The 23,129-nt window shown below is 68.2% G+C and carries 23 protein-coding genes and 1 tRNA gene; 6 read left to right on the top strand and 18 right to left on the bottom strand.

Translation table 11 applies throughout. The features are described 5' to 3' along the window. Nucleotides 1-309: 309 nt before the first annotated feature. On the bottom strand, nucleotides 310-1,287 hold the full coding sequence (locus tag RN51_RS14430) for a hypothetical protein (RefSeq protein WP_156149191.1): 978 nt from the start codon (nucleotides 1,285-1,287) through the stop codon (nucleotides 310-312). A 316-nt stretch (nucleotides 1,288-1,603) separates the two neighbouring features. On the opposite strand from RN51_RS14430, the gene RN51_RS14425 reads away from it, so the two are divergent. Continuing rightward, the gene (locus RN51_RS14425) at nucleotides 1,604-2,284 is read left to right on the top strand and encodes a YqaJ viral recombinase family protein (protein ID WP_045264708.1); all 681 of its coding nucleotides are present in this window, start codon (nucleotides 1,604-1,606) and stop codon (nucleotides 2,282-2,284) included. A gap of 71 nt (nucleotides 2,285-2,355) precedes the next feature. Here the strand turns inward: RN51_RS14425 and RN51_RS14420 are convergent, their stop codons facing one another. Genes RN51_RS14420 through RN51_RS14400 form a run of 5 tightly spaced genes read right to left on the bottom strand, consistent with a single transcriptional unit; the run spans nucleotide 2,356 to nucleotide 5,366 of the window. Beyond that, nucleotides 2,356-2,850, bottom strand: coding sequence for a hypothetical protein (locus tag RN51_RS14420; RefSeq protein ID WP_045264707.1), 495 nt, complete (start codon nucleotides 2,848-2,850; stop codon nucleotides 2,356-2,358). Further along, the gene (locus RN51_RS18600) at nucleotides 2,847-3,482 is read right to left on the bottom strand and encodes an LPXTG cell wall anchor domain-containing protein (protein ID WP_045264706.1); all 636 of its coding nucleotides are present in this window, start codon (nucleotides 3,480-3,482) and stop codon (nucleotides 2,847-2,849) included. Before RN51_RS18600 ends, RN51_RS14420 begins: the two co-directional genes overlap by 4 nt. Next, nucleotides 3,479-4,093 carry a signal peptidase I gene (locus tag RN51_RS14410; RefSeq protein ID WP_052674732.1) on the bottom strand — a complete coding sequence of 205 codons (615 nt, stop codon included), beginning with the start codon at nucleotides 4,091-4,093 and terminating at the stop codon, nucleotides 3,479-3,481. The genes RN51_RS18600 and RN51_RS14410 overlap by 4 nt, the downstream gene beginning before the upstream one ends. 27 nt (nucleotides 4,094-4,120) lie before the next feature. Further along, a complete protein-coding gene (locus RN51_RS14405) occupies nucleotides 4,121-4,738 on the bottom strand; it encodes a SipW-dependent-type signal peptide-containing protein (protein WP_045264705.1) in 618 nt (205 codons plus the stop codon). Nucleotides 4,739-4,745: 7 nt separating this feature from the next. Beyond that, nucleotides 4,746-5,366, bottom strand: a complete 621-nt coding sequence (locus tag RN51_RS14400) for a SipW-dependent-type signal peptide-containing protein (protein ID WP_045264704.1) — start codon at nucleotides 5,364-5,366, stop codon at nucleotides 4,746-4,748. 280 nt (nucleotides 5,367-5,646) lie between these two features. On the opposite strand from RN51_RS14400, the gene RN51_RS14395 reads away from it, so the two are divergent. Together RN51_RS14395 and RN51_RS14390 are read left to right on the top strand one after the other, a co-directional pair. Next, nucleotides 5,647-7,362: an MDR family MFS transporter gene (locus RN51_RS14395; protein WP_045264703.1), complete on the top strand. Its 1,716-nt coding sequence runs from the start codon at nucleotides 5,647-5,649 to the stop codon at nucleotides 7,360-7,362. After that, nucleotides 7,349-7,855: a MarR family winged helix-turn-helix transcriptional regulator gene (locus tag RN51_RS14390; RefSeq protein ID WP_045264702.1), complete on the top strand. Its 507-nt coding sequence runs from the start codon at nucleotides 7,349-7,351 to the stop codon at nucleotides 7,853-7,855. The genes RN51_RS14395 and RN51_RS14390 overlap by 14 nt, the downstream gene beginning before the upstream one ends. Here the strand turns inward: RN51_RS14390 and RN51_RS14385 are convergent. Then, complete coding sequence (locus RN51_RS14385; protein ID WP_197073264.1) at nucleotides 7,794-8,738, bottom strand: LysR family transcriptional regulator ArgP; 945 nt, start codon at nucleotides 8,736-8,738, stop codon at nucleotides 7,794-7,796. The two genes, RN51_RS14390 and RN51_RS14385, sit on opposite strands and share 62 nt — an antisense overlap. A 70-nt stretch (nucleotides 8,739-8,808) precedes the next feature. On the opposite strand from RN51_RS14385, the gene RN51_RS14380 reads away from it, so the two are divergent. Then, a complete protein-coding gene (locus RN51_RS14380) occupies nucleotides 8,809-9,471 on the top strand; it encodes a LysE/ArgO family amino acid transporter (RefSeq protein ID WP_045264700.1) in 663 nt (220 codons plus the stop codon). Between the two features lie 6 nt (nucleotides 9,472-9,477). Here the strand turns inward: RN51_RS14380 and RN51_RS14375 are convergent, their stop codons facing one another. The 10 genes from RN51_RS14375 to RN51_RS14330 form a co-directional block, all read right to left on the bottom strand. Next, nucleotides 9,478-9,834 (bottom strand): iron chaperone, encoded by a 357-nt coding sequence (locus RN51_RS14375; protein ID WP_045264699.1) that lies wholly within the window; start codon nucleotides 9,832-9,834, stop codon nucleotides 9,478-9,480. A gap of 84 nt (nucleotides 9,835-9,918) precedes the next feature. Next, a complete protein-coding gene (locus tag RN51_RS14370; RefSeq protein ID WP_045264698.1) occupies nucleotides 9,919-10,722 on the bottom strand; it encodes an amino acid ABC transporter ATP-binding protein in 804 nt (267 codons plus the stop codon). Then, nucleotides 10,709-11,374: an amino acid ABC transporter permease gene (locus tag RN51_RS14365; protein WP_045264697.1), complete on the bottom strand. Its 666-nt coding sequence runs from the start codon at nucleotides 11,372-11,374 to the stop codon at nucleotides 10,709-10,711. The genes RN51_RS14370 and RN51_RS14365 overlap by 14 nt, the downstream gene beginning before the upstream one ends. A 3-nt stretch (nucleotides 11,375-11,377) precedes the next feature. Continuing rightward, complete coding sequence (locus RN51_RS14360; RefSeq protein ID WP_045264696.1) at nucleotides 11,378-12,199, bottom strand: amino acid ABC transporter substrate-binding protein; 822 nt, start codon at nucleotides 12,197-12,199, stop codon at nucleotides 11,378-11,380. 253 nt (nucleotides 12,200-12,452) lie between these two features. Further along, a complete protein-coding gene (locus RN51_RS14355; RefSeq protein WP_045264695.1) occupies nucleotides 12,453-13,430 on the bottom strand; it encodes a hypothetical protein in 978 nt (325 codons plus the stop codon). 287 nt (nucleotides 13,431-13,717) lie between these two features. After that, the gene (gene rplA / locus RN51_RS14350; protein ID WP_045264694.1) at nucleotides 13,718-14,407 is read right to left on the bottom strand and encodes a 50S ribosomal protein L1; all 690 of its coding nucleotides are present in this window, start codon (nucleotides 14,405-14,407) and stop codon (nucleotides 13,718-13,720) included. A gap of 11 nt (nucleotides 14,408-14,418) precedes the next feature. Beyond that, nucleotides 14,419-14,850 (bottom strand): 50S ribosomal protein L11, encoded by a 432-nt coding sequence (gene rplK, locus RN51_RS14345; RefSeq protein WP_045264693.1) that lies wholly within the window; start codon nucleotides 14,848-14,850, stop codon nucleotides 14,419-14,421. A gap of 193 nt (nucleotides 14,851-15,043) precedes the next feature. Further along, nucleotides 15,044-16,084: a transcription termination/antitermination protein NusG gene (gene nusG, locus RN51_RS14340; protein ID WP_045264692.1), complete on the bottom strand. Its 1,041-nt coding sequence runs from the start codon at nucleotides 16,082-16,084 to the stop codon at nucleotides 15,044-15,046. Between the two features lie 42 nt (nucleotides 16,085-16,126). Continuing rightward, nucleotides 16,127-16,399, bottom strand: coding sequence for a preprotein translocase subunit SecE (gene secE, locus RN51_RS14335; RefSeq protein WP_017201518.1), 273 nt, complete (start codon nucleotides 16,397-16,399; stop codon nucleotides 16,127-16,129). Nucleotides 16,400-16,439: 40 nt separating this feature from the next. Beyond that, nucleotides 16,440-16,512 (bottom strand) — tRNA-Trp (locus RN51_RS14330). 195 nt (nucleotides 16,513-16,707) lie between these two features. Between RN51_RS14330 and RN51_RS14325 the strand changes: the two genes are divergently transcribed. Both RN51_RS14325 and RN51_RS14320 read left to right on the top strand, forming a co-directional pair. Beyond that, nucleotides 16,708-18,531: an HSP90 family protein gene (locus RN51_RS14325; RefSeq protein ID WP_197073263.1), complete on the top strand. Its 1,824-nt coding sequence runs from the start codon at nucleotides 16,708-16,710 to the stop codon at nucleotides 18,529-18,531. A gap of 22 nt (nucleotides 18,532-18,553) precedes the next feature. Next, nucleotides 18,554-21,352 (top strand): hypothetical protein, encoded by a 2,799-nt coding sequence (locus tag RN51_RS14320; RefSeq protein WP_045264690.1) that lies wholly within the window; start codon nucleotides 18,554-18,556, stop codon nucleotides 21,350-21,352. A gap of 26 nt (nucleotides 21,353-21,378) precedes the next feature. Here RN51_RS14320 and poxB read toward each other — a convergent pair whose 3' ends face one another. Further along, entirely contained in the window at nucleotides 21,379-23,103 is a 1,725-nt protein-coding gene (poxB, locus tag RN51_RS14315) for a ubiquinone-dependent pyruvate dehydrogenase (RefSeq protein WP_045264689.1), read from the bottom strand. Between the last annotated feature and the right edge of the window lie 26 nt (nucleotides 23,104-23,129).

Genomic DNA, 23,129 nt, shown 5'->3' with positions numbered 1-23,129 from the left:
CTCGGATCCGCGTCAGAGCGTGGGTCTGGGCGATGAGCATGGGTCTGGGCGATGAGATGGCGTGAGGACGGGCGCACTCCCGGCGAGACCCACGTTCCGCATCGAGACCCACCCTCGGATCCGCGTCAGAGCGTGGGTCTGGGCGATGAGCATGGGTCTGGGCGATGAGATGGCGTGAGGACGGGCGCACTCCCGGCGAGACCCACGTTCCGCATCGAGACCCACCCTCGGATCCGCGTCGGAGCGTGGGTCTGGGCGACGAGCGTGGGTCTCGGCGATGAGATGGGGCGAGCACGAGCGCAGTGTGCGTCAGGGGTGGAGGCCGAACGCACGGAGCCGCGCGCCGAGAGCATCCGACGTGACGATGTGCTCGGATCCCCAACGGACGATCCGCCACCCGGTGACGCCACGAATCGCATCCTCTCGACGCTTCTCCGCGAGCACCACGGCCTCCGCCGACATTCCTGAGCGCAACGTCGGATCGAGGTACTTTCCCCACCCGTCGAACTCGCCGAACACCCGTGCTCCCCGAAAGGCGAAGTCGAGCCGATAGTCCTCACCCTGCGGTCCGATGACACGCGACTGCAGATCGACCTCGGTGAACCCGAGCCGATGAAGGTGCAGACGGCTCACGCTCTCTCCGGGAAGCTGGGCACGGCCATCCGAGAGCGCGATCACCTCGCGTGCTTGACGGATGCCACGGTTCGAGACCCCTTGCGCACGCCTGCCGAGCTCGCTCCTCCACTCTTCGGCGGCCGCATCATCTTGCTCGTGTCCACGCACCGCTGTGCGCCGCAGCGCCGCGTCGGCGACCGCGATCGCCGCCTCGGGCGTGAGCCGGCACGCCAGATCGAGCACAGTCCTTTCGAGCGAAGTGCACCTGATGCCCTCGACTTCCACGATGTCGCGTGCGCGGAGGGTGAGATCGTGCCTCGCGACGCCCCACCTCACCCTGCTTCGGCTCGTCGGTCCGAGAACCGCGTGAACGTGCGCCGGTGACGTCCGATAGAGCGGAAGCCCGTGGATCACGGCGGCCGAGGCGAAGCAGAATGTGGCACCGCCGTCGATGGATTCGTGGTGCACGGCAAGCACCTTCAGCAGATGACGACCTTCGACCCAAAGCTGCTCCCACTCCGCGGCGTCCACGTACCAGCCGCGACGTACTCGCACGATGGAGCCGCCGTCGACCATGGCCCGGAGTCCACGCTCAGTGACCCCTCGAGCGAGAACATCGCTTCTGGAGAGCAGGAGCTGGCGCGCTTCCTCGAGCGTGACGGCTTTTCGCATGCACTCGATCATCGTCATCCGCGCATGCCCTCCGCGCTGCAGAGCTCCACAAAGCCCCGGCGGTGCGCACAACTGGCTTCGCGTCGACGCTGTGCAGGAAGCAGGACGAGAGAGCATGTCGTCGCCTCGCGGAACCGGCACCCACGCCTATCGCCGAGACCCACGGTCCCGAGCGACTGCGAACGTGGGTTTCGGCGACCACCGTGGGTCACAGCGAGTCCGCGTGCAGTCAGCGACGAGAGGGACGGGGCGGGCGTGAGGGGCAGGGCGGCGTGTGCGGGCGGGGAGGGTCGGCGGACGGGGTTAGGGTCGAAGGGTGACCCCGGAACTCTCAGCACGCATCGTCGCGGATTCCCGTGACCGCGTGGCATGGCTGAGAGCTCGATCGCGCGGCATCACGGCGACAGACGTGGCCGGGCTCACCTCCGAGAAGTCGATCGCGAGGGCAGCGGACTCGAAGCTCGGCGGCGGACCCCGCTTCGGCGGCAACGCCTACACGGATCACGGCCGCCGACGCGAACCCGAGATCGCCGCATGGGTGGCTGCCACCCACGGCATCCTCCCCTCGTCCGCCCTGTTCCGTGCCGAAGTCGAGCATCGCCACCTCGCCACCCCCGACGGCATCGCGGTCGACGCGGACGGACGAGTGAAGCTCGCCGAGATCAAGACCACGAACAAGCCCTTCCGTGGCATCCCGCGCACCTACCTCCGTCAGATCTGGTGGCAGCAGCACGTCCTGGGCGCCGAGCGCACACTGTTCGTGTGGGAGGAGCACGTCGACTTCGCTCCGATCCACGACGAGCCGCGCTGCGTATGGATCGACCGGGACGATCGCGAGATCGCCAAGCTCGTCGGGCTCGCCACCGACCTCATCGACGAGCTCTACCGCCGCACCACAGGACAGCAGGTTCCGAGCCGGCTCGTGGACGCGGCTGCCAGCCGCCGGGAACAGCTTCGAGAGCGCGACGCCTTCCGCGCGCTCGCCCTCGCCGACTGACGAGCTCGCCGACCGACCACTGCGCCGACTGACCGCTGCGCCACAGGCCCGCACCACCGCGCACGCACACCTCACGTGCAGGTGTTGTTGCCGCCGAGGCCCAGCAGGCCACCCACCGACAGCGTGCGCGTGGCCGCCGGTGACACCCACGCCGTTCCCGCGATGCTCTCGACCTTGACGGTGTTCGTCGAACCGAGCAGGCTTCCGAGCAGCGTGTTCAGGAGCCCCGAGCTGATCGTCGACGAATAGGTGTACGGACCGGAGCCGCTCTGCGTGACATTGCTGTTGTCGACGACAACGTTGTTGATCGACAGCCGTTGCTGCGCCGTCAGGTAAGGCGAGGTCCAGGTGATCGTGAACCCGGTGAACGTGCCGAGAAGGTTCGTGACCGTGCACGAGGTCACCACGGGAGTCGCCAGCGTCGATGCCGTGAACGATTGCCCCGCGTACTCGCTGTCGGTGAATGCGGCGTCTGTCACCTGCACCGCCGGAGAGGATACGACACCGAGCAGCACCGCGAACCCGGCAACCGCGGTGAGGATGCGACCACGTCCGCGGCCTCTCATCCCGCACCCCCAGCGCCCGAGCCGGCATGTCGACGCCGGAGCACCAGAACCGCACCCGACCCGACGAGGACCGCACCGGCTCCGACGATCCACGGCACCGCGGACGGAGGACCTGTCGTCGCCAGAGCACCGTCGGACCCCGCGACCACGGTCTCCCCCGCGCCCTGCGCGTGCACGCGGACATCGGTGCTACCCGCGCCCGAACCGCCTGCGGGGTCGAGGACGATGGCGAGGCGGAGGTGCGCCGTCTCGGCGTCGCCGATCTGAAGGAGCGGAACCTCGACGCCGTCGCGAGGGATGTCCCACCCCGCGCGCAGCACCGTCGCACCATCAGGGCATCCGCTTGCGGTCCATGCCTGCGGGCAGGTCGAGACGTCCAGGAGCAGGTGCGCCTCACCTGTCGCGCTCACGGCGATCCGGATGACTCCCGGATCGGGCGCATCGGCGCTCACCTCGATGTCCCACTGCACCGGCTGCCCCGGCAACAGGCTGCCGGCCGCCGCCCAGTCCGCGACGGAGACCAGTCGGAGAACGGATCCCTGGATGACCTGCGTCGTGGGCGCCGCCCAGGCCGCACCAGGCGTCGCGATCGCGGCAACCGCGAGCAGCGCGACGGCGAGCGCGCGCCTCATGGCCCGTTCCCGTCGGGATCGCGCGCGGCGCGATGCTGCTCACGTGGCCAGAAAGCCCAGACGACGAGAGACGTCGCCGCGACGGTCAGGACTCCCAGCACCATCGGATTGCCCATCCCGGCGATGATCGACGCGACTCCCGGTATCGCGAAGATCACCTTCCTGACGGAGGAGACCGTGTAGGGGAAGGGGTCCTCCGCCGTGTTCGCATCCCCTTGCATCGTGATCACCCGCTCCTGCACACTCGCACCCGCGATGACGGAGGTGACGCGGTGGGTGACGGGAAGCTCCCCCTCGCGGTCGACCGTGACCACATCGCCGACCGCGATCTCACTCGCCGGTACGCGCTGCACCACGGCGACCGATCCGGCGGGGATGGTGGGCGACATCGAGCCGGTGCGGAACATGATGAGCGTGATCTGCGCCGTGAGAGCGAGTACGACGAGCAGGATGCAGACCGCGCCGGCGATCGCAGCCAGCCAGAGCAGCACATCGCCGATCACACGCCCCGGTCGCATGCGTGTGTGTACCCTCGCCGCGGTCGCGTGGGGTTCGACCGCGGCGAGGGACGTCTTCTCCGCCCTCAGGCTGCGCCGTGTGGGGGTGGTCATGTGCTCGTCCTCTCCCTGACACCGCTGCTACGACGACGTCCCGAGGAACTGCCAGGTCTGCGTCATCGTCAGCCCCTGCGCCGCGTTCGCGGCGGTGAGCGGGAGCGTGACCGCGAAGCAGTAGTTCACCTGTGCGGCACCGTTCGCGGTGACGACCTGCGTTGCCGAGCCGCCAGCGGTGAGCGCCGATCCGTCCGCCACGACCGACGTCCCTGCCGCGTAGGTGGTCGAGTTGCAGGTGGTGCCGGCGATCGTGCGCACACCGTAGGTGAGGTAGGCGGCGAGCCCCGTCCCTCCCGGCGTTCCCGCCGACAGCTGCAGTGTTCCTGCGACGGACGGGTTCGCGGTCTTGACGCTGAACAGCGCGTAGGTGGAGTTGCCCGGAGCCATCGCGGTGGGAGCGAGCTGGAAGTTCAGGGTCGCGGCGGCGCCGGTGGTTGCGTGGCTCGAGAAGGTGGCTCCATCCACGGCTCCGACGATGTCGAACCTGCCAGCGGTGAAGTTCGCGGCACCGTACTCGGAGTCGTTCCACGCGGCGAGGGTGGCGGCGGCGCCGATGCCGAGCACGAGTCCTCCGGCGAGGACCGCTCGCAGTCGACGTGATCGAAGCTTCCGCCCCTCCCGCACCTCTCTGCGGGTCACCATCACACGCTCAGCTCGTCGACGTGGCCGTGAACTTCCAGGTGGCGTTGGTCACCAGGCTCGGCGTGAGCGCCGCATCCGCCGTCACCTTGAAGCAGAGCTGCACGGCCGTGCCGGGAGCGGTCGTGGGACTGCCGACGGCGAGCGGCACCTGTGTCACGCCGGTCTGCACGTCGAGTGTCGCCCCGGTGGCGATCGGCGTCCCGGTGGCACTCGCCGCGTTGCAGGTCGCGCCGGGTGCGAGTTGATAGATCGAATAGGAGAGGTGTCCGGTGTTGGAGCTCGCTGCGGGGTCGGCTGTGGTCCCTGCGGCGGCGAGGTTGGCTGCGGTCGTCGTACCCCCGGCCAGACGCACCCAGAACCCGGCGTACACCGAGCTCGTCGGCGACATGTTCCCCACCAGCCCGGCGGGGAGCGTGAACGCCAGCGTGGCGGCGCTGCCCGCGGAGTTGTGGTCGGCATACGTGGTGCCGTCCGTCGATCCCTGCAGGTTGAACGCACCTGCCGTGAACGTGCCGTTCGCGAACTCGGAATCGTTCCACACCGCGAGCGTCACCGCGGTGCCGATGCCGAGCACGAGCCCTCCGGCCAATACCGCCAGGACCTTGCGCTGGGTTGCCTTGGTTGCCATGTCGTTTCCCCCTCAGGAACGTCGAGAACCACGTGAACGCGTGTGTTCCGGTCACCCTTCAACGACCCCGCATCCGCGCGTTTGCGCCATCCTCTCCCCGCCCCCTGCGCAGGACAAGGCGATTTCGCGCAGGAGATCGGCTCATCCCGCGCAGAGTGGATGCACCTCGGGAAATCGTTGACCAACATCAACCACCGGCGTATAGTTGACCCAGTTCAACCATCTTGCGCGTGCCAGAGCTGTCGCGACACCTCCTCTCATCTCCTTCGAAAGGTCAGTCATGACCCCGGATTCTCCCGTCAAGATGACGCATCGCCAGGTGCTCGAAGCGCTCACCGGACTCCTGCTCGGCATGTTCGTCTCGATGATCGCCACCACGGTCGTCTCGACCTCGATGCCGGTCATCGTGCACGACCTCGGCGGCGACCAGGCCGCCTACACGTGGGTCATCACCGCGACACTGCTCACCACTGCGATCTCGACACCCATCTGGGGCAAGCTCGCGGATCTCTTCAACCGCAAGCTGCTCATCCAGATCGCCATCGTCGTCTTCGTCGGCGCGACGGCGGCCGCCGGCTTCGCCCAGGACACCAACACGCTCATCGCCTTCCGCGCCGTCCAGGGCATCGGCGGCGGCGGACTCGCGGCTCTCAGCCAGGTGATCATGGCCGACATCATCAGCCCCCGCGAGCGCGGCCGGTACATGGGCCTGTTCGGCGCCGTGATGGCCGTCGCGACGGTGGGCGGCCCGCTGCTGGGCGGATGGATCACGGATGTCGCGAACTGGCGCTGGAACTTCTTCGTCGCGCTGCCCTTCGCCGTCGCCGCCCTGATCATCCTGCAGAAGACACTGCACATCAGCACCGAACGCACCCGCAAGGTGACGATCGACTACGTCGGCATCGTGCTGCTCTCCGCCGCCGTCTCCTTGATCCTCATCTGGATCACCAACGCGGGGTCGACCTTCGACTGGTGGAGCACCGAGACCGTGCTCATGGTCGGCGGCGCCATCGTCTCGACCGTCGCCTTCATCATCGTCGAGCTCCGGGTGCGCGAGCCGCTGATCCCGCTCACGCTCTTCCGCGGTCGCACCTTCACGCTCTCGGTGCTCGCGTCGATCTCCATCGGCGTCGCGATGTTCGGAACCTCGGTGTACCTCGCGCAGTACATGCAGCTGTCCCGCGGCGCGACGCCGACGGAGGCCGGACTCATGACCCTCCCGATGATGGCCGGACTCCTGATCGCCTCGATGGTCATCGGTCAGCTCGTCACGCGGTTCGGCAAGTGGAAGGGCTACCTGATCCTGGGATCCGTGTTGTTGATCGCCGGATCGGTGATGCTATCGACACTGCACTACGACACGAACTTCGTCCTCGTCTCGATCTACATGTTCGTGATGGGCGCCGGCGTCGGCATGACGATGCAGAACCTCGTGCTCATCGTGCAGAACGTCGCCAAGCCCAGCGAGATGGGCGTGGCGAGCTCCGGGGTGACCTTCTTCCGCAGCCTCGGCGGCACGATCGGGGTCTCGGTCATGGGTGCCGTGCTCGCGAACAGCCTCACCGGCCTGTTCAGCGACGGCAAGGAGCGCATCGGAGCAGCGATCGCCCAACTCGGCGAGAAGGGTGCCGAGGTCGCCGCACAGCTGTCCAGCGGAACACTGCCGGAGGTGCGCCTGCTCCCCGAACCGGTGCGCTCGATCATCGAGGACTTCTATGCGCAGGCGATCTCGCATGCGTTCCTGATCGGCATCCCGCTCGCCGTGATCAGCCTGATCGCCATCCTGTTCCTGCCGAATCGTCCTCTGACCACGATGACGACCACCGAGCGGGCCAAGGCCGACGCCGCGCAGCAGACCGACGGGCGTGCGGCAGAGGCCTCCGACGTCGCGATCGCCGACGCAGAGGCGCTCGCCGGAGCACCGACGACCGGCGCGGTGAGCGTCATCGACCGCGCCGACGGCCACGGGGATGCCTCGTCCGATGCTCGACGCTGAGGACAACTCCGACACCCCGGACGACGCCGACACCCCGGAGGCGCGGGCCGAAGCGGTCCGCGCCCTCGAAGCGGAGTTCGGCGAGCTCATCACGCATTTCCGGCGTGTGATCACCGAGAACGCGAACCGTGTGAGTCCGGGGCTGCTGCCCGGCGCCTACAAGATCTTCACCACGATCGCGCGGTGCGAACGGGTGACGGTGTCCACGCTGTCCGAGCGGATGCTCATGGACAAGGGTCAGGTGAGCCGCACAGTGCGCGAGCTGGAGGATCTCGGCCTCATCGAACGCACGGCCGACCCCGCCGACGGACGCTCCTCCCTGCTGGAGCTCACCCCACTCGGCACGGAGAGACTGTCCGCGGCTCGACTGCCGCAGGAAGGCATGCTGCTGCACACGCTCGAGGAGTGGAGCCTCACCGACATCGGCAACCTCACCCGTCTGCTGCACGCCCTCGGGTCCGGCGTGACGCCGCGGACGAACGCTGCCGACTGAACGCAGGAGCCCCGAGGACCCGCCCGGCCTCCGCCGCGACCTCCGCAGCGATGGTGTCGAGCAGCTCCGATCGCAGGTTCCACTGCTGCCAGTAGAGCCGCACCCGGAGCGTCGGACCGCCCAATGGCACGAGTGCACCCGAATCCTGCGGCACCGGGACCATGCCCCACCCGAGTCCGAGAGCCACCGCGAGCGCGTAGTCGTGCGAAGCCGGGACGTAGTGCCGCGGCACGCCGGACTGCTCGACCGACATCGCTCTGAGCCATTCGTGCTGCAGGGTGTCCCTGCGGTCGAAGTCGACGAACGGGGCCGCGGCCAGCGCCGACGATGTCACCCCGTCAGGGAACCAGCGTGCGGCGAACTCCCGCTCGGCCATCGCGCGATACTCGAGCACCCCGAGCGGCGACACCGAGCAGCCGGTGACGGGGGTCTCCTCGCTCGTGACAGCCGCCATCACCGCCCCCGATTCGAGCAGCCGCGCGGTGAAGTTCTGATCGTCGCGATGCAGGTCGAAGTCGATGTCATGCCGGGCGGAGAGCCGCGCGAGCGGGGCCAGGAACCACGTCGCCATCGAATCGGCGTTCACCGCGAGAGGAACCGTGATGCGCCGGTTGCCGTCCGCCTCGTCGATGCCCACGCCGACGAGCGCATCGTGTTCCAGCAGCGCAACCTGTCGAGCCAGGCGGACGACGGCCTCCCCCGCCTCGGTCAGGCGCGCGGGCTTGGTGCGCACCACCAGGATGCGACCGAGCTGCTGCTCCAGGGTCTTCACCCGCTGGCTCACCGCAGACGGCGTGATCTGCAGACGTCTCGACGCCGCGTCGAAAGTGCCCTCGTCGACGACCGCAGCGAGGGTGTTCGCGAGTTCGGGATCGATACGCACATAAGAGATGCTAATGGTTCGGTAGGAATCTTCGCTTCTCTTCATGCCAGGAGGTTCCTACGCTGGAGCCATGCTCACGATTCTCGCCGGCCTCGGGCTCGGCCTCTCCCTCATCGTCGCCATCGGCGCGCAGAACGTGTTCGTGCTGCGTCAGGGAATCCGTCGCGAACACGTCCTGGCCGTCGTGATCATCTGCGCGCTCTCCGATGCGGCGCTGATCGCCGCAGGGGTCGCCGGGCTCGGGTTCGTGATCTCCGCCGCACCCTGGCTGGTCGTGGTCGCACGGTGGGCTGGTGCGCTGTTCCTGCTCACCTATGGAGCACTCGCCGCGCGGAGGGCCTGGCGCGGAGGCGAGGAGCTCGACGTCGACGCGACGGAAGCCGCGTCACTCAGCGCTCCGACGGCCGGAGGCACCACGTCGACGATGACCTGCACACGGCTGGCGCCGGTCGTCCTCACCACCCTCGCTCTCACCTGGCTCAATCCGCACGTGTACCTCGATACCGTACTGATGCTCGGATCGATCGCGGCCACGCACGGTGACCAGCGCTGGCTCTTCGCCGTCGGGGCGATGGCCGCGAGCCTGCTGTGGTTCACCGCGCTGGGCTTCGGGGCGCGGTATCTCGGACGCTGGCTGCGCACCCCGCGGTCATGGCGCATCCTCGATGCCGTGATCGCCGTCGTCATGATCTCGATCGCGATCAGCCTCGTGCTCCCCGTGCTGGGAGTCTGAGCGGAGTCAGGCGCCGTCGATCTGAGCGAGACGTGTGCGGACGAGAGTCTCCAGCACCTCGGTCGGGAGCGGATGCTCGGGCTGGAACCGGATCGTGCCCTTGTCGACACTGGCGCCGGGGTGGCCCGCGAGGGCATCTGCGACGGCGGCCACCGCATCCGGACTGAACGGGTAGACCCCGATGTGCTTCTTGGCGCGCATCACCGAGAGCAGTGGCTTGCCGTGGTGCACCAGCGCCGGCATTCCATAGCCCTTGCCCTGCTCCGCATCCGGCGCCTTCGCGCGGGCGACCGCGTAGACGCGATCGATCGCGGCCCGATCGGCCGGTGCGAGGTCTTCGAGGTAGTCGTCGATGGTTCCCACCAGGGCATCCTCCCACCGATCCGCATCCAAGGCGTGGCTCTCGCGAAGTCTCTCTCGCGAAGTCTCTCTCGCAAGGTCGCCCCGTCAGGCGCCGTCGAGAGGACGCATGATGCGGGTGAGGAACCGCTGCGTGCGCTCGTGCACAGGTGCGCTGAAGAGCTGGGCGGGCGGGCCCTGCTCGACGACGACGCCGCCGTCCATGAACAGCACGTGATCGGCGGCTTCCCGCGCGAAGCTGAGCTCATGCGTGACCACGGCCATGGTCCAGTTCTCGTCGGCCAGTTCCTTGATCACGAGCAGCACCTCCCCCACCAGCTCGGGATCCAGCGCGCTCGTCGGCTCGTCGAACAGCAGCAGGTCGGGCTTGAGCGCGAGCGCACGCACGATCCCGACGCGCTGCTGCTGTCCGCCGGAGAGCTGATGCGGACGGGCGTCAGCCTTGTCGGCCAAGCCCACCCGATCGAGGAGCACGAGGGCCTCGGCGACGACCTCGGCTTTCGGTCGACCCTGCACGCGCCACGGACCCTCGATGACGTTCTCGAGCACAGTGAGGTGCGGGAACAGGTTGTGGTGCTGGAACACCATCGCCGACCGGTCGCGCAGCGCGAGCCGCTTCTGCTTCTGCACCCGGGGCGAGGGCTTCACCGCGGGAGCGAAGTCGATCTCCGGGCCGCCATCGACCACGATCGTGCCGGCGTCAGGCGTCTCGAGCCCGTTGAGGGCGCGCAGCACCGTGGTCTTGCCCGAACCGCTGGGCCCGATGAGCACGACGACCTCTCCGCGGTGCAGGGTCAGGTCGATGCCACGGAGCACCTCATTGGCGCCGAAGCTCTTGTGCAGGCCACGGGCGGTGAGGAGCGCCTCCGAGGTGTTGTCAGTGCGCGACACGGCTGTCGAGCCTCCTCTCGAGGGCACTCTGGCCGAACGACAGCACCAGACAGAGCACCCAGTAGACCAGCGCGGCGGCGAGGTACAGCACCATGAACTCGTAGGTCGTCGAGGCGATCTGCTGCGCCACCTTGAACAGCTCGGTCACGAGGATCAGCGACGCGAGCGAGGTGTCCTTCACCAGCGAGATGAACGTGTTCGACAGCGGCGGGACCGAGACGCGCGCCGCCTGCGGCAGGATGATGCGGGTGAGCGTACGGGTGCGGTTCATGCCGACCGTGTACGCCGCCTCCCACTGCCCCTGCGGGACCGAGAGGATCGCGGCACGCACCACCTCGGCACCGTACCCGCCGACGTTGAGCGAGAGCGCGATGATGGCGCTCGGCCACGGGTCGATCGTCACCCCGATGGACGGCATGCCGTAGAAGATCACGAACAGTTGCACCAGCAGGGGCGTGCCGCGGATCACGGAGATGTAGAACCGCGCGATGCCGGAGAGCACCGGGTTCACCGAGATCCTCATCAGCGCGATACCGATGGCGATGAGCAGCCCCAGGGAGAACGACGCCAGCGCGAGCGGCACCGTCGCTGTCAGACCCGCCCAGGCGATCGGCCCGAGCGAGTCCAGGAACAGCTGCCAGGGATTCTCCATCGACTACTGGGAGACGTCTTCGCCGAAGTACTTCTTGCTGATCTCCGCCAGGGTGCCGTCAGCGCGAAGCTCGTCGAGCGCTCCGTCGACCGCGGTGACGAGGGCTTCCTTGTCCTTGGTGAACGCGAAGGCCGACTTGCCCGCCTCATCGGTCTCGGCCGCGATCTTCAGGCCGGTCGGGCTGTTCGTGGTCTCGTAGTCGAGGAACGTGAGCTTGTCGTTGATGGTCGCGTCGACGCGGCCCTGGCGGAGCAGCTCGACCGCCTGAGCCCACCCCTCGACGCCCTCGACCTTGGCGCCGGACTCGGTGGCGAGGTCGTTCCAGTTGCTGGTGAGGGACTGCGCGGTGGTCTTGCCCTTGAGATCGGCGAAGGACGAGATCGAGTCGTCGTCCTCGGCCACGACGATCACGCCGGGCGAGACGGTGTACGGGGTGCTGAAGAGGTACTTGGCCTCACGCTCGTCGTTGATGGTGACCTGGTTGGCGATCACGTCGAATCGGCCGGCGTCGAGACCCGCGAAGATCGCATCCCACTGGGTCTCCTCGAACTTCACGTCGAGGCCGAGCTTGTCTGCGACGGCCTCGATGATCTCCACGTCGTATCCGGTCAGGTCGCCCGCTCCGTTGTCGCCGTGGAAGCTGAAGGGACGATAGGTGCCCTCGGTGCCGACGGTGAGGACGCCGTCCTTCGCGAGGCCGTACTCCGAGCTCGCAGAGCTCTCACCGGAGCTGGAGGTGCTCGCGGGAGTGCTCGACCCGCTGCAGGCGGTGAGTGCCGCGGCGGCGACGACGAGTGCGGTGACGGCGATGAGACGACGGGACATGAACCCTCCTGGGGTGTGAAGCGCGGTGCGAGTTTACGCGACCGTCACGGGAACTCCCCCACAGTACGTGGCGCATGTCGGTTCCCCGCATCCGATGACGTTTCGTTTCGCGGTCCCGGTCGGACGCAGAAGCAGTGTGCTCCCGTCGCACTTTCTGTCGCTCTGCGGCCGACACAGCGACAGAAAGTGCGACGGGAGCATCGGCGGCAGGAGCGCGGGGCGGCAGGAGCGCGAGGACGGCAGGGGCGCGAGGTCAGCGGGAACGGAGTGCGGCACGAACGCGAGCGACCAGGGCGTGTTCGTCGGACAGGAGCGCGGCGGTCACCTCGATGACGATCCACCCCGCGGCGCGGAGGCGCGCCATCCGTTCCACATCCTTCGCGTATCGAGCGCTGTGGATGAGGCCGTGATACTCGACCGCGACCTTCTGCGCGGAGAAAGCAAGGTCGACGCACGCCAGGAAGCGTCCATCGTCGTCGAACACGTCGAGGTTGAGTGCGGGTTCGGGAAGACCGTGATCGTGGAGGACACACCGCACCCGGGTCTCCCTCGGCGACCAGGAGTCTTCCCGCACGAGCTCGAGCGCAGTCCTGAGCCGCCGGATGCCGACGCGACGACCGGCCTCGATCGACGCAGCGAGTTCATCACGCGTCGCGAGAGAAGGAGCGCCTGCATCCGGGCGACCGACGCCCTCTCGCCACACTCGACACAGGTGATCACCGAGCGCCACGAGGTCATAGAGCGGCAGTCCGCCCAGAGAGGCCCAGGTCGTGGCGGGAGAAGCCACGTCGAATCCACCGATCACCCGCGTCGTCGAGGTCTCGATCCTGGCGCGGTGTCCCACGACTCCCTCGATCCGCGGCAGCGGCATGGTCCCGAAGACGCTGACGTGTACGGGGAGCCCCGACGCGACGACATTCCCGTCAGCGTCGCGTACCAGCGGCAACGGGGCACCCCAGAGCGCAGCAGCCGTCTCATGGCTGAAGAACTGGCGCTCACGGAGGCGCGGGGCGTAGGCGTGTGCGCGTGCCGTCCGTTCCGTCGCCTGCACTGCGAAGTCGTCCAGGTCACCAAGCGTGTGGTCTCGGACGCCCGCCCGGGCACGGATCCCCCGGAACGGGCGCGTGAGGTCCCTCCGTCGCAGCCGTTCGGCGCTGATCCCGAGAGCAGAAGCATCCGAGATGGGGAACACATCGCCGAGCACGGCGGGAAGGTCTCGCGGTCGTCGCATCCGCCATACTGTGCCAGGCCGACGCCCTCACCGTTCGCGCTCTCCACAGCCTCAGCCCCGCTCCGGGTACCGATCCACAGCTTCCCGTCGCACTTTCCGTCGCTTTCCGAGAGAGATAGCGACAGAAAATGCGACGGGAGCAGAAGATCCCGGCCAATCCGTGACGGGACGAGACGATCCGGGGCGGGGATGGCGGGATGCAGCGGGGAGGAATGGTCCCGGGAGGGATGGTCCCGGGACGCAGAAACGCCCCCGGGCGGACCCGGGGGCGTTTCAGAGAGTCAGACTCAGATGGCGTTGACGTCCAGCGGGATGCCGGGGCCGAACGTGGTCGACACCGCACCCTTCTGGATGTAGCGGCCCTTCGAGCTCGACGGCTTGAGGCGGACGATCTCCTCGAGCGCTGCGCCGATGTTCTCGTTCAGCTGCTCGGCGGTGAAGGATGCCTTGCCCACGACGAAGTGCACGTTGGCGTGCTTGTCGACGCGGAACTCGATCTTTCCGCCCTTGATCTCCTCGACGGCCTTGGCCGGGTTCGGGGTCACGGTGCCGGTCTTCGGGTTCGGCATCAGACCGCGCGGTCCGAGCACCTTTCCGAGACGACCGACCTGGCCCATGAGCTCCGGGGTGGAGACGGCCGCGTCGAACGCGGTCCAGCCGCCGGCGACCTTCTCGATGAGCTCGGCGCCGCCGACCTCATCTGCACCTGCGGCGATCGCTGCCTCGGCCGCGGGGCCGGTGGCGAAGACGATGACGCGGGCGGTCTTACCGGTGCCGTGGGGCAGGATGACGGTGCCGCGCACCATCTGGTCCGCCTTGCGGGGGTCGACGGCGAGCTTCAGCGCGACCTCGACGGTCGAGTCGAACTTCGACGAGCCGGTCTCCTTCGCGAGGGCGACAGCCTCGGTCGGGGTGTAGAAACGGTCTGCCTCGATCTTCTCGGCGGCAGCCTTGTAAGCCTTGGACTTGGTAGCCATGATTATTCTCCTCAGCCCTCGACCGTGATGCCCATGGAACGGGCGGTGCCGGCGATGATCTTCGAGGCGGCCTCGACGTCGTTCGCGTTCAGGTCGGCCTGCTTCTGCTCGGCGATCTGACGGACCTGGTCCTTGGTGATCTTCGCGACCTTGACCGTGTGCGGGGTCGACGACCCCTTCTGCACGCCGGCGGCCTTCTTGATGAGCTCCGCAGCCGGCGGGGTCTTCAGGATGAACGTGAAGCTGCGGTCCTCGTAGACGGTGATCTCGACGGGGATGACGTTGCCGCGCTGCGACTCGGTCGCGGCGTTGTACGCCTTGCAGAACTCCATGATGTTGACGCCATGCTGACCGAGCGCGGGGCCGATCGGCGGCGCCGGGTTGGCTGCACCGGCGTTGATCTGAAGCTTGATCAGGCCGGTCACCTTCTTCTTCGGTGCCATTCTCTTTCCTTTCATCGAATCGGATGCCGGAGCACCCGCTTCTCCCACGGATCCGGCCTTTCCGGAACGTGGTCGTCTCTACGCACGCCGAAGCGTCGCACAAACCACACAAGTCTACCCGATCTGCGGACCACCCGTGACGCCGACGCAGAACGGCCGCCCCGGGAGGGACGGCCGTTCTCGCTGACGGGTGTCAGATCATCTTGGTGACCTGGTCGAACGACAGCTCGACCGGGGTCTCGCGCTCGAAGAGGGAGACGAGCACCGTGAGCTTGCCGCTCTCGGGCTTGATCTCGCTGATCGAACCGGGAAGACCCGCGAACGAGCCCTCCTTGATCGTGATGGTCTCGCCGACCTCGAAGTCGACCTCGGCAGGCAGCGGTCGAGCGACGGCGACGCCGCCCTTCGACGCGATGTTCTTGGCCGTCGGCACATCCTTGACCTCGACGAGTGCCTTCAGCATGTTGAAGGCCTCTTCGAAACGCAGCGGCGTCGGGTTGTGGGCGTTGCCCACGAAGCCGGTGACACCCGGGGTGTGGCGCACGACCGACCAGGTGTCTTCCGTGAGCTCCATGCGCACCAGCACATAGCCGGGGATGCGCACGCGGGTGACCATCTTGCGCTGGCCGTTCTTGATCTCGACCACGTCTTCCATCGGGACCTCGACCTGGTAGATCTCGTCCTCGACCTCGAGCGTCGACTTGCGCTGCTCGATGTTGGCCTTGACCTTGCGCTCGAAGCCGGCGTAGGAGTGGATGACGTACCACTTGCCGGGGAGCATACGGAGGTCCATGCGGAAGGCCTCGTACGGGTCCTCCTCGGAGTCGTCCTCGTCGGAGTCGGCGTCTTCAGCCGCGGGGCGGTCCTCTTCGCCGTTCACGTCGGGGCCGTCGTACGGGGTGACCTCCTCGGCCGCCTCCGCCTCCTGCTCCGCGACCTCCTCGGCCACGGAATCGTTGAGAACCTCGGCGGCGGCTTCGGACTCAGCCGCTTCGTCCAGGTTGAGAGCGTCGTTCACGATGGCGTCCGCCTCCGGGTCGTCGATGTCGATGTCGATGTCAGCCACGTCATCCTCTTCGCCGTCCTCATCTTCGACGTGGACCGCGACGTGCTCAGCCGAGGTGACCGAGAGCTCTTCTTCCGCGAGCACGTTGCCCTCCTGGGCCTCGTCTTCCTCGCTGGACTGCTCTGCGGCGGTCGCCCAGTCGGCGTCGTCGGAATATCGTTCAGACACGTTGCTTCTTCTCCATAGCTGCGGCGTGAGCCGCGGGGGTCATCAGCCAGGGATTCCGAACACCCAGTGCGTCACGAACGCGAACAGCGTGTCCAAGCCGTAGACGATGCCCATGACGATGATCACGAAGACGAGCACCACCCCGGTGAACTTGAACAGCTCCTTGCGAGTCGGGGTGACGACCTTGCGGAGCTCGGCGATGACCTGGCGGATGAACAGGGCGATGCTCCCGAAGAACCGGGAGAAGGGGTTGCCCTTCTTCTCGCGGGTGGCGCCGGCCGCGACGACCTCGCCGCGCGGTTCGTCCTGATCCATCCTGAATGTACCTTTCGTGTGTCAGCGTTGCGCTGACGCGCAGGGCGGACAGGAATCGAACCTGCAACCTGCGGTTTTGGAGACCGCTGCTCTGCCAATTGAGCTACCGCCCTAGAGACCGGAAGGTCTCGGGGTGTTCTCCCCACCTTGCCACCGTGACTGCGACCCGGAGACCCCAGGCACGGCGAAAGAATGCAGAGAACAACTGCCCCACAAGCATACGGCATCGATGCGGCGGCGCCGAACCGGGATCCCGATGGCGTGTTCTTGTTAGGCTCGGCGAGCGTATGCAGGAGGAGGGAGCGCCGGTGAGCGCTGAAGTGCAGCAGTTCCAGGTGGATCTGCGCGGAGTCGTCGATCTGCTCAGTCGGCACATCTACTCCAGCCCTCGCGTGTACCTGCGGGAGCTGCTGCAGAACGCCCGCGACGCGATCACGGCCCGCCACGAGGTCGACGGCGGGGGCGGGCGCATCCGGATCACGCCGCTGACCGCGGAGAACGGCGAGTTCGTGCTGCGCGACGACGGGGTGGGGCTGACGTCGGCCGAGGTCGCCGAGCTGCTCGCGACCGTCGGCCGCAGCTCCAAGCGCGACATCTTCGACCTCCCGCGCAGCGACTATCTCGGCCAGTTCGGCATCGGCCTGCTGAGCTGCTTCATGGTCGCCGACACGATCGTCATCCGCTCGCGCAGCGCCCGCGGCGGCGCCTCGGTCGAGTGGATGGGGAGCGCGGACGGCACGTTCCAGGTGACGGAACTCGACGAGGAGTTGCCGATCGGGACCAGTGTGCACCTCGTGCCGCGGTTCGACGCCGACGAGCTGCTGCGCCCCGCAGCCGTGCATGAGCTGGCCACGACGTTCGGAGAGTTCCTCCCCGTGCGCGTCACGATCGACACCGCAGCCGGCGATGTCGACATCACCAGGGACGCCCCGTTCCTGAACGCCGCACAGCATCCCGAGGCCGCCATGGACTTCGGGCGCGACCTCCTCGGCGCGAGCCCGCTCGACGTGATCGAGCTGAGCGAGCCTGCGACGGGCACCCGGGGCCTCGCCTATGTGCTGCCGTTCGCGCCACCTCCCAGCGCACGCCAGGCGACTCGGATGTATCTCGGCCGGATGCTGCTCTCGGAACGCGTCGACGACGTGCTCCCCGACTGGGCCTTCTTCGTGCGGGCCGTGGTCGACTCCACCGGCCTCGCCCCGACCGCCAGCAGGGAGTCACTCGTCGAGGACCCCGCCCTCGAACGCGTGCGCGAGCAGCTGGGCGCCGGCATCCGCCGATGGGTCCTCGAGCTGGGGCTGCGCGAGCCGCACCGTCTCGCCCAGTTCGTGGCCGTGCACGAGGTGGGGTTGAAGTCGCTGGTGCGCCACGACGAGGAGCTCGCCCACTTCATCTCCCGCTGGCTGACCGTCGAGACCACGCACGGCACCGTGCGCATAGGCGACCTCGTCGAGCGATATCCGCACATCCGATACGCGCAGACGGTGGACGAGTTCCGGCAGGTGGCCGGCATCTCCCCCGCCGACGAAGTGCTCGTCAACGGCGGGTACCTCTACGATTCCGACCTCATCCGGATGCTGCCGGACCTCTACCCCCACGTCACCGTCGAGCAGGTCGACGTCACGGGCGAACTCGACCGCCTCGATCCTCCTCCTCTCGATGACCGCGACGCCGCCGTCGCGCTGGAGGCCCGTGCCGGTACAGTGCTCGCGTCATCCGACTGCTCCGTGGTCGTGCGGTCCATCGACCGCCCCGACCTCGCCGCCCTCTACGTGGCCGACCCCGAGGTGCTCAGGGCCATCGACCGCGGCCGCACCAAGGGCGTCACCGGAACTCTCTGGGGCGGCGTGCTCGACCGCATCGACCAGACCCTGTCATCGGCTCGAGAAGACGACCTCAGCGCACGCCTCTGCCTGAACTGGTCGAACCGGGTCGTGCGCGCCCTCGTGCGCGTTCAGGATGAGGCCGTCTTCGCCCGCACCGTGCAGCTGCTCTACATCCAGGCTCTGCTGGCCGGGCACCACCCGCTCGCCGACGCCGACCGGACGCTGATGACCAGCGCCCTCTCCGACCTCGTCTCGCTCTCGGCCGGTCTGGAGGGAGACACCCTTCCCTTCGGCGACGCCCGCTGACCCCTCCCGAAAGGCTCCGTCCATGGCACGTCCGAAGAAGCGCTTCCAGCAGCTGATCGAGGAGATCGATCGCACTCCCTGGGGTCCCGCAGAGCAGGCCCTGGTCTCGGAGGCCGTGGCCCTCGCGATGGAGATCGGCGACGAGCGGCTCGAGTACGAGGCCAGGATGCGCCAGACGGCATCGGCGAACATGAACGGTGCGACCGACGTCATGCTGAACTCGTTCGCCTGGTGCCTCGCGCATCACGACGCGGACCCGCAGCGCTTCCCCGCAGACCTCGACAACGGGGGCGCAGACCTGATGTGGCAGTTCAAGTGGATGGCCTCATCCTTGCGGTCCTCTCCGGCCTTCTCGCAGGAGCAGATCGCCGCCGTCCTGGACGACATGGAGTCGCACTACCGAGCCGCCGGCCTGGGTGTCAGCGGCGTGCTCACCGCTCGTTTCGAAGACGCCTGGGACGCCGGACGCATGGACGAGGCCGAGGCGCTCCGCGTTCAGCTCGAGGCCACGCCCCGCGACGACCACAGCCACTGCGACGCGTGCGGGCGCAGCCAGTTCGCGGGATTCTTCGCCGACACCGATCGCGACGCCGAGGCGATCGTGCTCGTCGAGGAGATGATCGAAGGCGGCTTCTCCTGCGGCGAGGAACCGGAGCACGCCCTGTCCCGTGTGCTGCTCCCCTACCTGCGCGCCGGACGCCTCGAGGAGGCGAAGACCGCGCACCTGCGCAGCTATCGTCTGGCCAAGGACAACCCCGACAACCTGCGCATCGTCGCCAACAACATCGTGTTCGCAGCCCTCACCGGGAACGAGGCGCGCGCCCTCGCCCTGGTCGAGAAGCACATCTCCTGGCTCGCGCACGACGGGCTGAACGTCGACGCGCACTTCGCCGCCCTCGCCGCCCTCGCCGTGGCGCTCGACCGCGTGACGGCGGCCGGACACGGCGACACCCCGGTGCGCGGAGCGGACTCTCCCGCCCTCGTGCCGTTCTTCGGCGAGCACGGAGGCTCCTGGACTGCCGTCGACCTGGCGGCCGCCTCGTGGGCCGCTGCGGAGCGCATCGGCGAAGGCTTCGACGAACGCGACGGCACCGCAGGCCACGCCCGCAGCCTGCAGCGGATGCGCGCGCTCGCGAACGAGAGCTACGACGTGCCGATCCGGTCCGACGCCTTCATCTCCCCCGCTCCCACCACCACCCCGGTCGACGCGGACGGCTGGTTCGAGCGCGCCATGCAGCTCGCCCAGTTCGGCGCCGAGCACGAGACTCTCGAAGCCCTACCCCGTGCGCTCGAGATCGACGACCCCGCCAAGCGCGCCCAGCTGCTCTCGATGCGCCTCGGGATCCTGGTCGCACTCGATCGGGTGGACGAGGCTCTGCAGCTGCTGCCGGAGCGCCTTGCCGCACTCCGCGCCGCGGGGCAGGACGCGCAGGCCGACGTCGAGGAGCGTATCGGGCTCGCGACATTCGGCTTGAACACGCCGGAGACGACCGCCGCTCTGGAAGAGGAGATCGGCGCATCGGACGAGCTTCCCGCGTGGACGCGCGGTGATCTCGCGATCAGCCGCGCGGCCCTGCACCTGCAGTCCGGCGAGCCGGATGCCGCGCTGGATCACGCGGAGGTGGCCGCACGGTCGTTCGCCGAAGCGGACGACATCCGCCTGGCGAACACCACGACGCTGCTGGCCATCTCGGCCGTGCTGAGCAAGGGTGATCTCGACGCAGGCAGCGCGCTGCTGGACCGCTTTCTCGCCCAGGATGATCTCAGCACGGGTCACCGGGCACAGGCCCTGCAGACCCGCGCACGCGTGCGCGGCGGGGGCAATACCTACGCGGAGGGGGCGGTCGATGCCGACGAGTCCTGCCGTCTGCTCGCCGAGCTGGGGGCGACCCGCGCTCTCGGAGACGCGCACCTGCTCGCCGGAGCCCTCTGGGAAGACGCCGACGAACCCGAGAAGGCCGTCTCGCGCTATCGCCTCGCCGCTCGCCTCGGAGGCGACACGGGAGGCGACACGACCGGGCTGGACTTCCGGCTCGCCCGCGCGATGCTGCGGGTCGGTGATGCGGAAGAGGCAGCAGAGCTCTTCGGAGACGTGCTGCAGCGCGAGGAGGAGGCCGACGTCCCCGCCGGTTCTCGAGCCATGACCGCCTCGATGCTCGCACGGGCATTGAGCGCTGCCGGTGAGTTCGGCCAGTCGGTGGGTGCGCACGGTTATGCTTCCGAGCTGTTCGGCCAGGCCGAGGAGCATGCGGACCAGGCGATGGCGATGACGGAGCAGGCCAAGATCCTCGCGCGCTTCGACGAGCACGACGACGCGATCGCCCTGCTCGAATCCGCAGCCGAGATCGTGCGCCGCGCACCCGACGCCGTCGGAGCGCTCACCGAGGTGCTGCACAGTCTCGGGCAGGCCTACGGCGGGCGCGGCGACGAGCGGGCGTTCGGCCTCTTCGACGAGGTCGCCGCCCTCGCACAGCAGCACGAGGCGGGGTGGCTGCTCGCCGACGTGACCGATTCACGGGCCCGAGCCCTTGCCGAATTCGGGCGCATCGACGAGGCCGTGTCCGCCGCCCTCACCGCTGCCGACGGCTTCGCCGCACTGGGCGACCTCGGCTCGGCCGGAGGCTCTGAGCTGTTCGCCGCGCGCGTGCTCGTCGGCAACGACCGTTCAGCCGACGCGGTGCCCGTGTACCGCAGCGCGATCGAGCACGCTTCCGAGCACCCGCCACTTCTCCAGGTCGCGGCGCTGGAGCTCGGCAACGTGTTCGAGGCGCTCGGACGACACGGAGAGGCCGCCGAGATCCGCGCACAGCTGGAGAGCTGAGCGTCGGATCCCGGCGGGGCGCCGGCTCAGAAGAGTTGGCGCCAGTTGGCCTTCGCGAGGTCGAGCAGCTCGTCGCCGCGCCCCGACATGACCGTGCGGATCGCGTAGAGCGCGAAGCCCTTGACCTGCGCGGCTTCGATCGCCGGCGGCATGGAGAGCTCCTGACGCTCGGTGACCACATCGAGCAGGGCCGGACCGTCGTGAGCGAGCACTTCGCGCACGGCGTCCGGCAGATCCTCGCTGCGCTCCACACGGCGCGCGAAGATGCCCATCGCCTCGGCGATCGCGGCGAAGCTGGGGTTGTCCAGCCCGGTGCCGTAGGTGACGAATCCGGCGGCCTTCATCTCGAGCTCGACGAAGTTCAGCGACGAGTTGTTGACCACGATCGTCTTCACCGGCAGCTTGTTCTGCGTGAGAGTGAGCAGTTCGCCGAGCATCATCGCCAGTCCGCCGTCGCCCGCCAGCGCGACGACCTGACGGTCGGGGTGGGCGACCTGCGCCCCGATGCCGTGCATCAGCGCGTTGGCCATGGAGCCGTGGGTGAAGGAGCCGATCAGCCGTCGGTTCTCGGTCATCGACAGGTAGCGGGCCGCCCAGACCGTCGGCGAGCCGACATCGGCGGTGAAGATCGCGTCGTCCGTCGCGTACTCGTCCAGGAGCCTGGCGAGGTACTGCGGGTGGATGGGACGCTTCCCCTTCGCCGGCACCGCCAGCTCGTCGAGCTTCTTGCGGGTCTTGCGGTAGTGGGCGATCGCATCGTCGAGGTGCCCGCGGTCGTCCTTGCGCGCGATCCGCGGCAGCAGCGCCTCGGCCGTCGCCCGCACATCGCCGACCAGCCCGAGGTCAAGAGGATGCCGCTTGCCGAGCTGCGCACCGCGGATGTCGACCTGGATCGTCTTCGCACCGTCGGGATAGAACTGCTCGTACGGGAAGTCGCTGCCCAGCACGAGCAGTGCGTCGGCGGCCTCCATGGCGCGGTAGCCGGATGCGAAGCCGAGCAGACCCGTCATCCCGACGTCGAAGGGGTTGTCGTACTCGATGAACTCCTTGCCGCGAAGGGCATGCACGATGGGCGCACCCAGCTTGTCGGCGAGCGCGATCACCTCGTCGTGGGCGCCTTCGACTCCTGCTCCCGCGAGGATCGTGACGTTCTTCGCCGCGTTCAGCAGCGTCGCCGCCTGTTCGAGCTCTGCACCGTTGGGCACCACCACCGGGCGGGCGCGCTCGATCACGACGGCACGGTCGTCGGCGATGTCGGCCAGCGCGACGTCGCCGGGGATCACGAGCACAGCCACACCGCGCTCCTCGATCGCTGCCCGCATGGCGATCTCCATCAGGCGCGGCATCTGCTTGGGGTCGGCGACGTACTCCACGTACACGCTGCACTCGCGGAAGAGCTCCTGCGGATGCGTCTCCTGGAAGTACCCGGTACCGATCTCGGTCGTGGGGATGTGCGCGGCGATCGCGAGCACGGGGACGCGGGAGCGGTTGGCGTCGTACAGACCGTTGATGAGGTGCAGGTTGCCCGGCCCGCAGGATCCGGCGACGACGGCGAGCTCACCGGTCGTGGCGGCATCGGCGGCGGCGGCGAAAGCGGCTGACTCCTCGTGGCGCACATGCACCCATCGGATCGTGCCGTCCTTGCGCAGGGCGTCCGTGAAGCCGTTCAGGGAATCCCCGGGGATGCCGTAGACACGGTCGATCCCGTTGGCGTGCAGAGTCTTGACGATGTTCTCAGCGACGTTTGCCATGCTTCGACCCTACGCCCGGGGCGAGG

It is taken from the genome of Microbacterium oxydans, assembly GCF_000956405.1.
Lineage (GTDB): Bacteria > Actinomycetota > Actinomycetes > Actinomycetales > Microbacteriaceae > Microbacterium > Microbacterium oxydans_C.
Note: the sequence above shows the minus strand (reverse complement) of the source record. Positions and strands in the feature narration are given on the sequence as shown.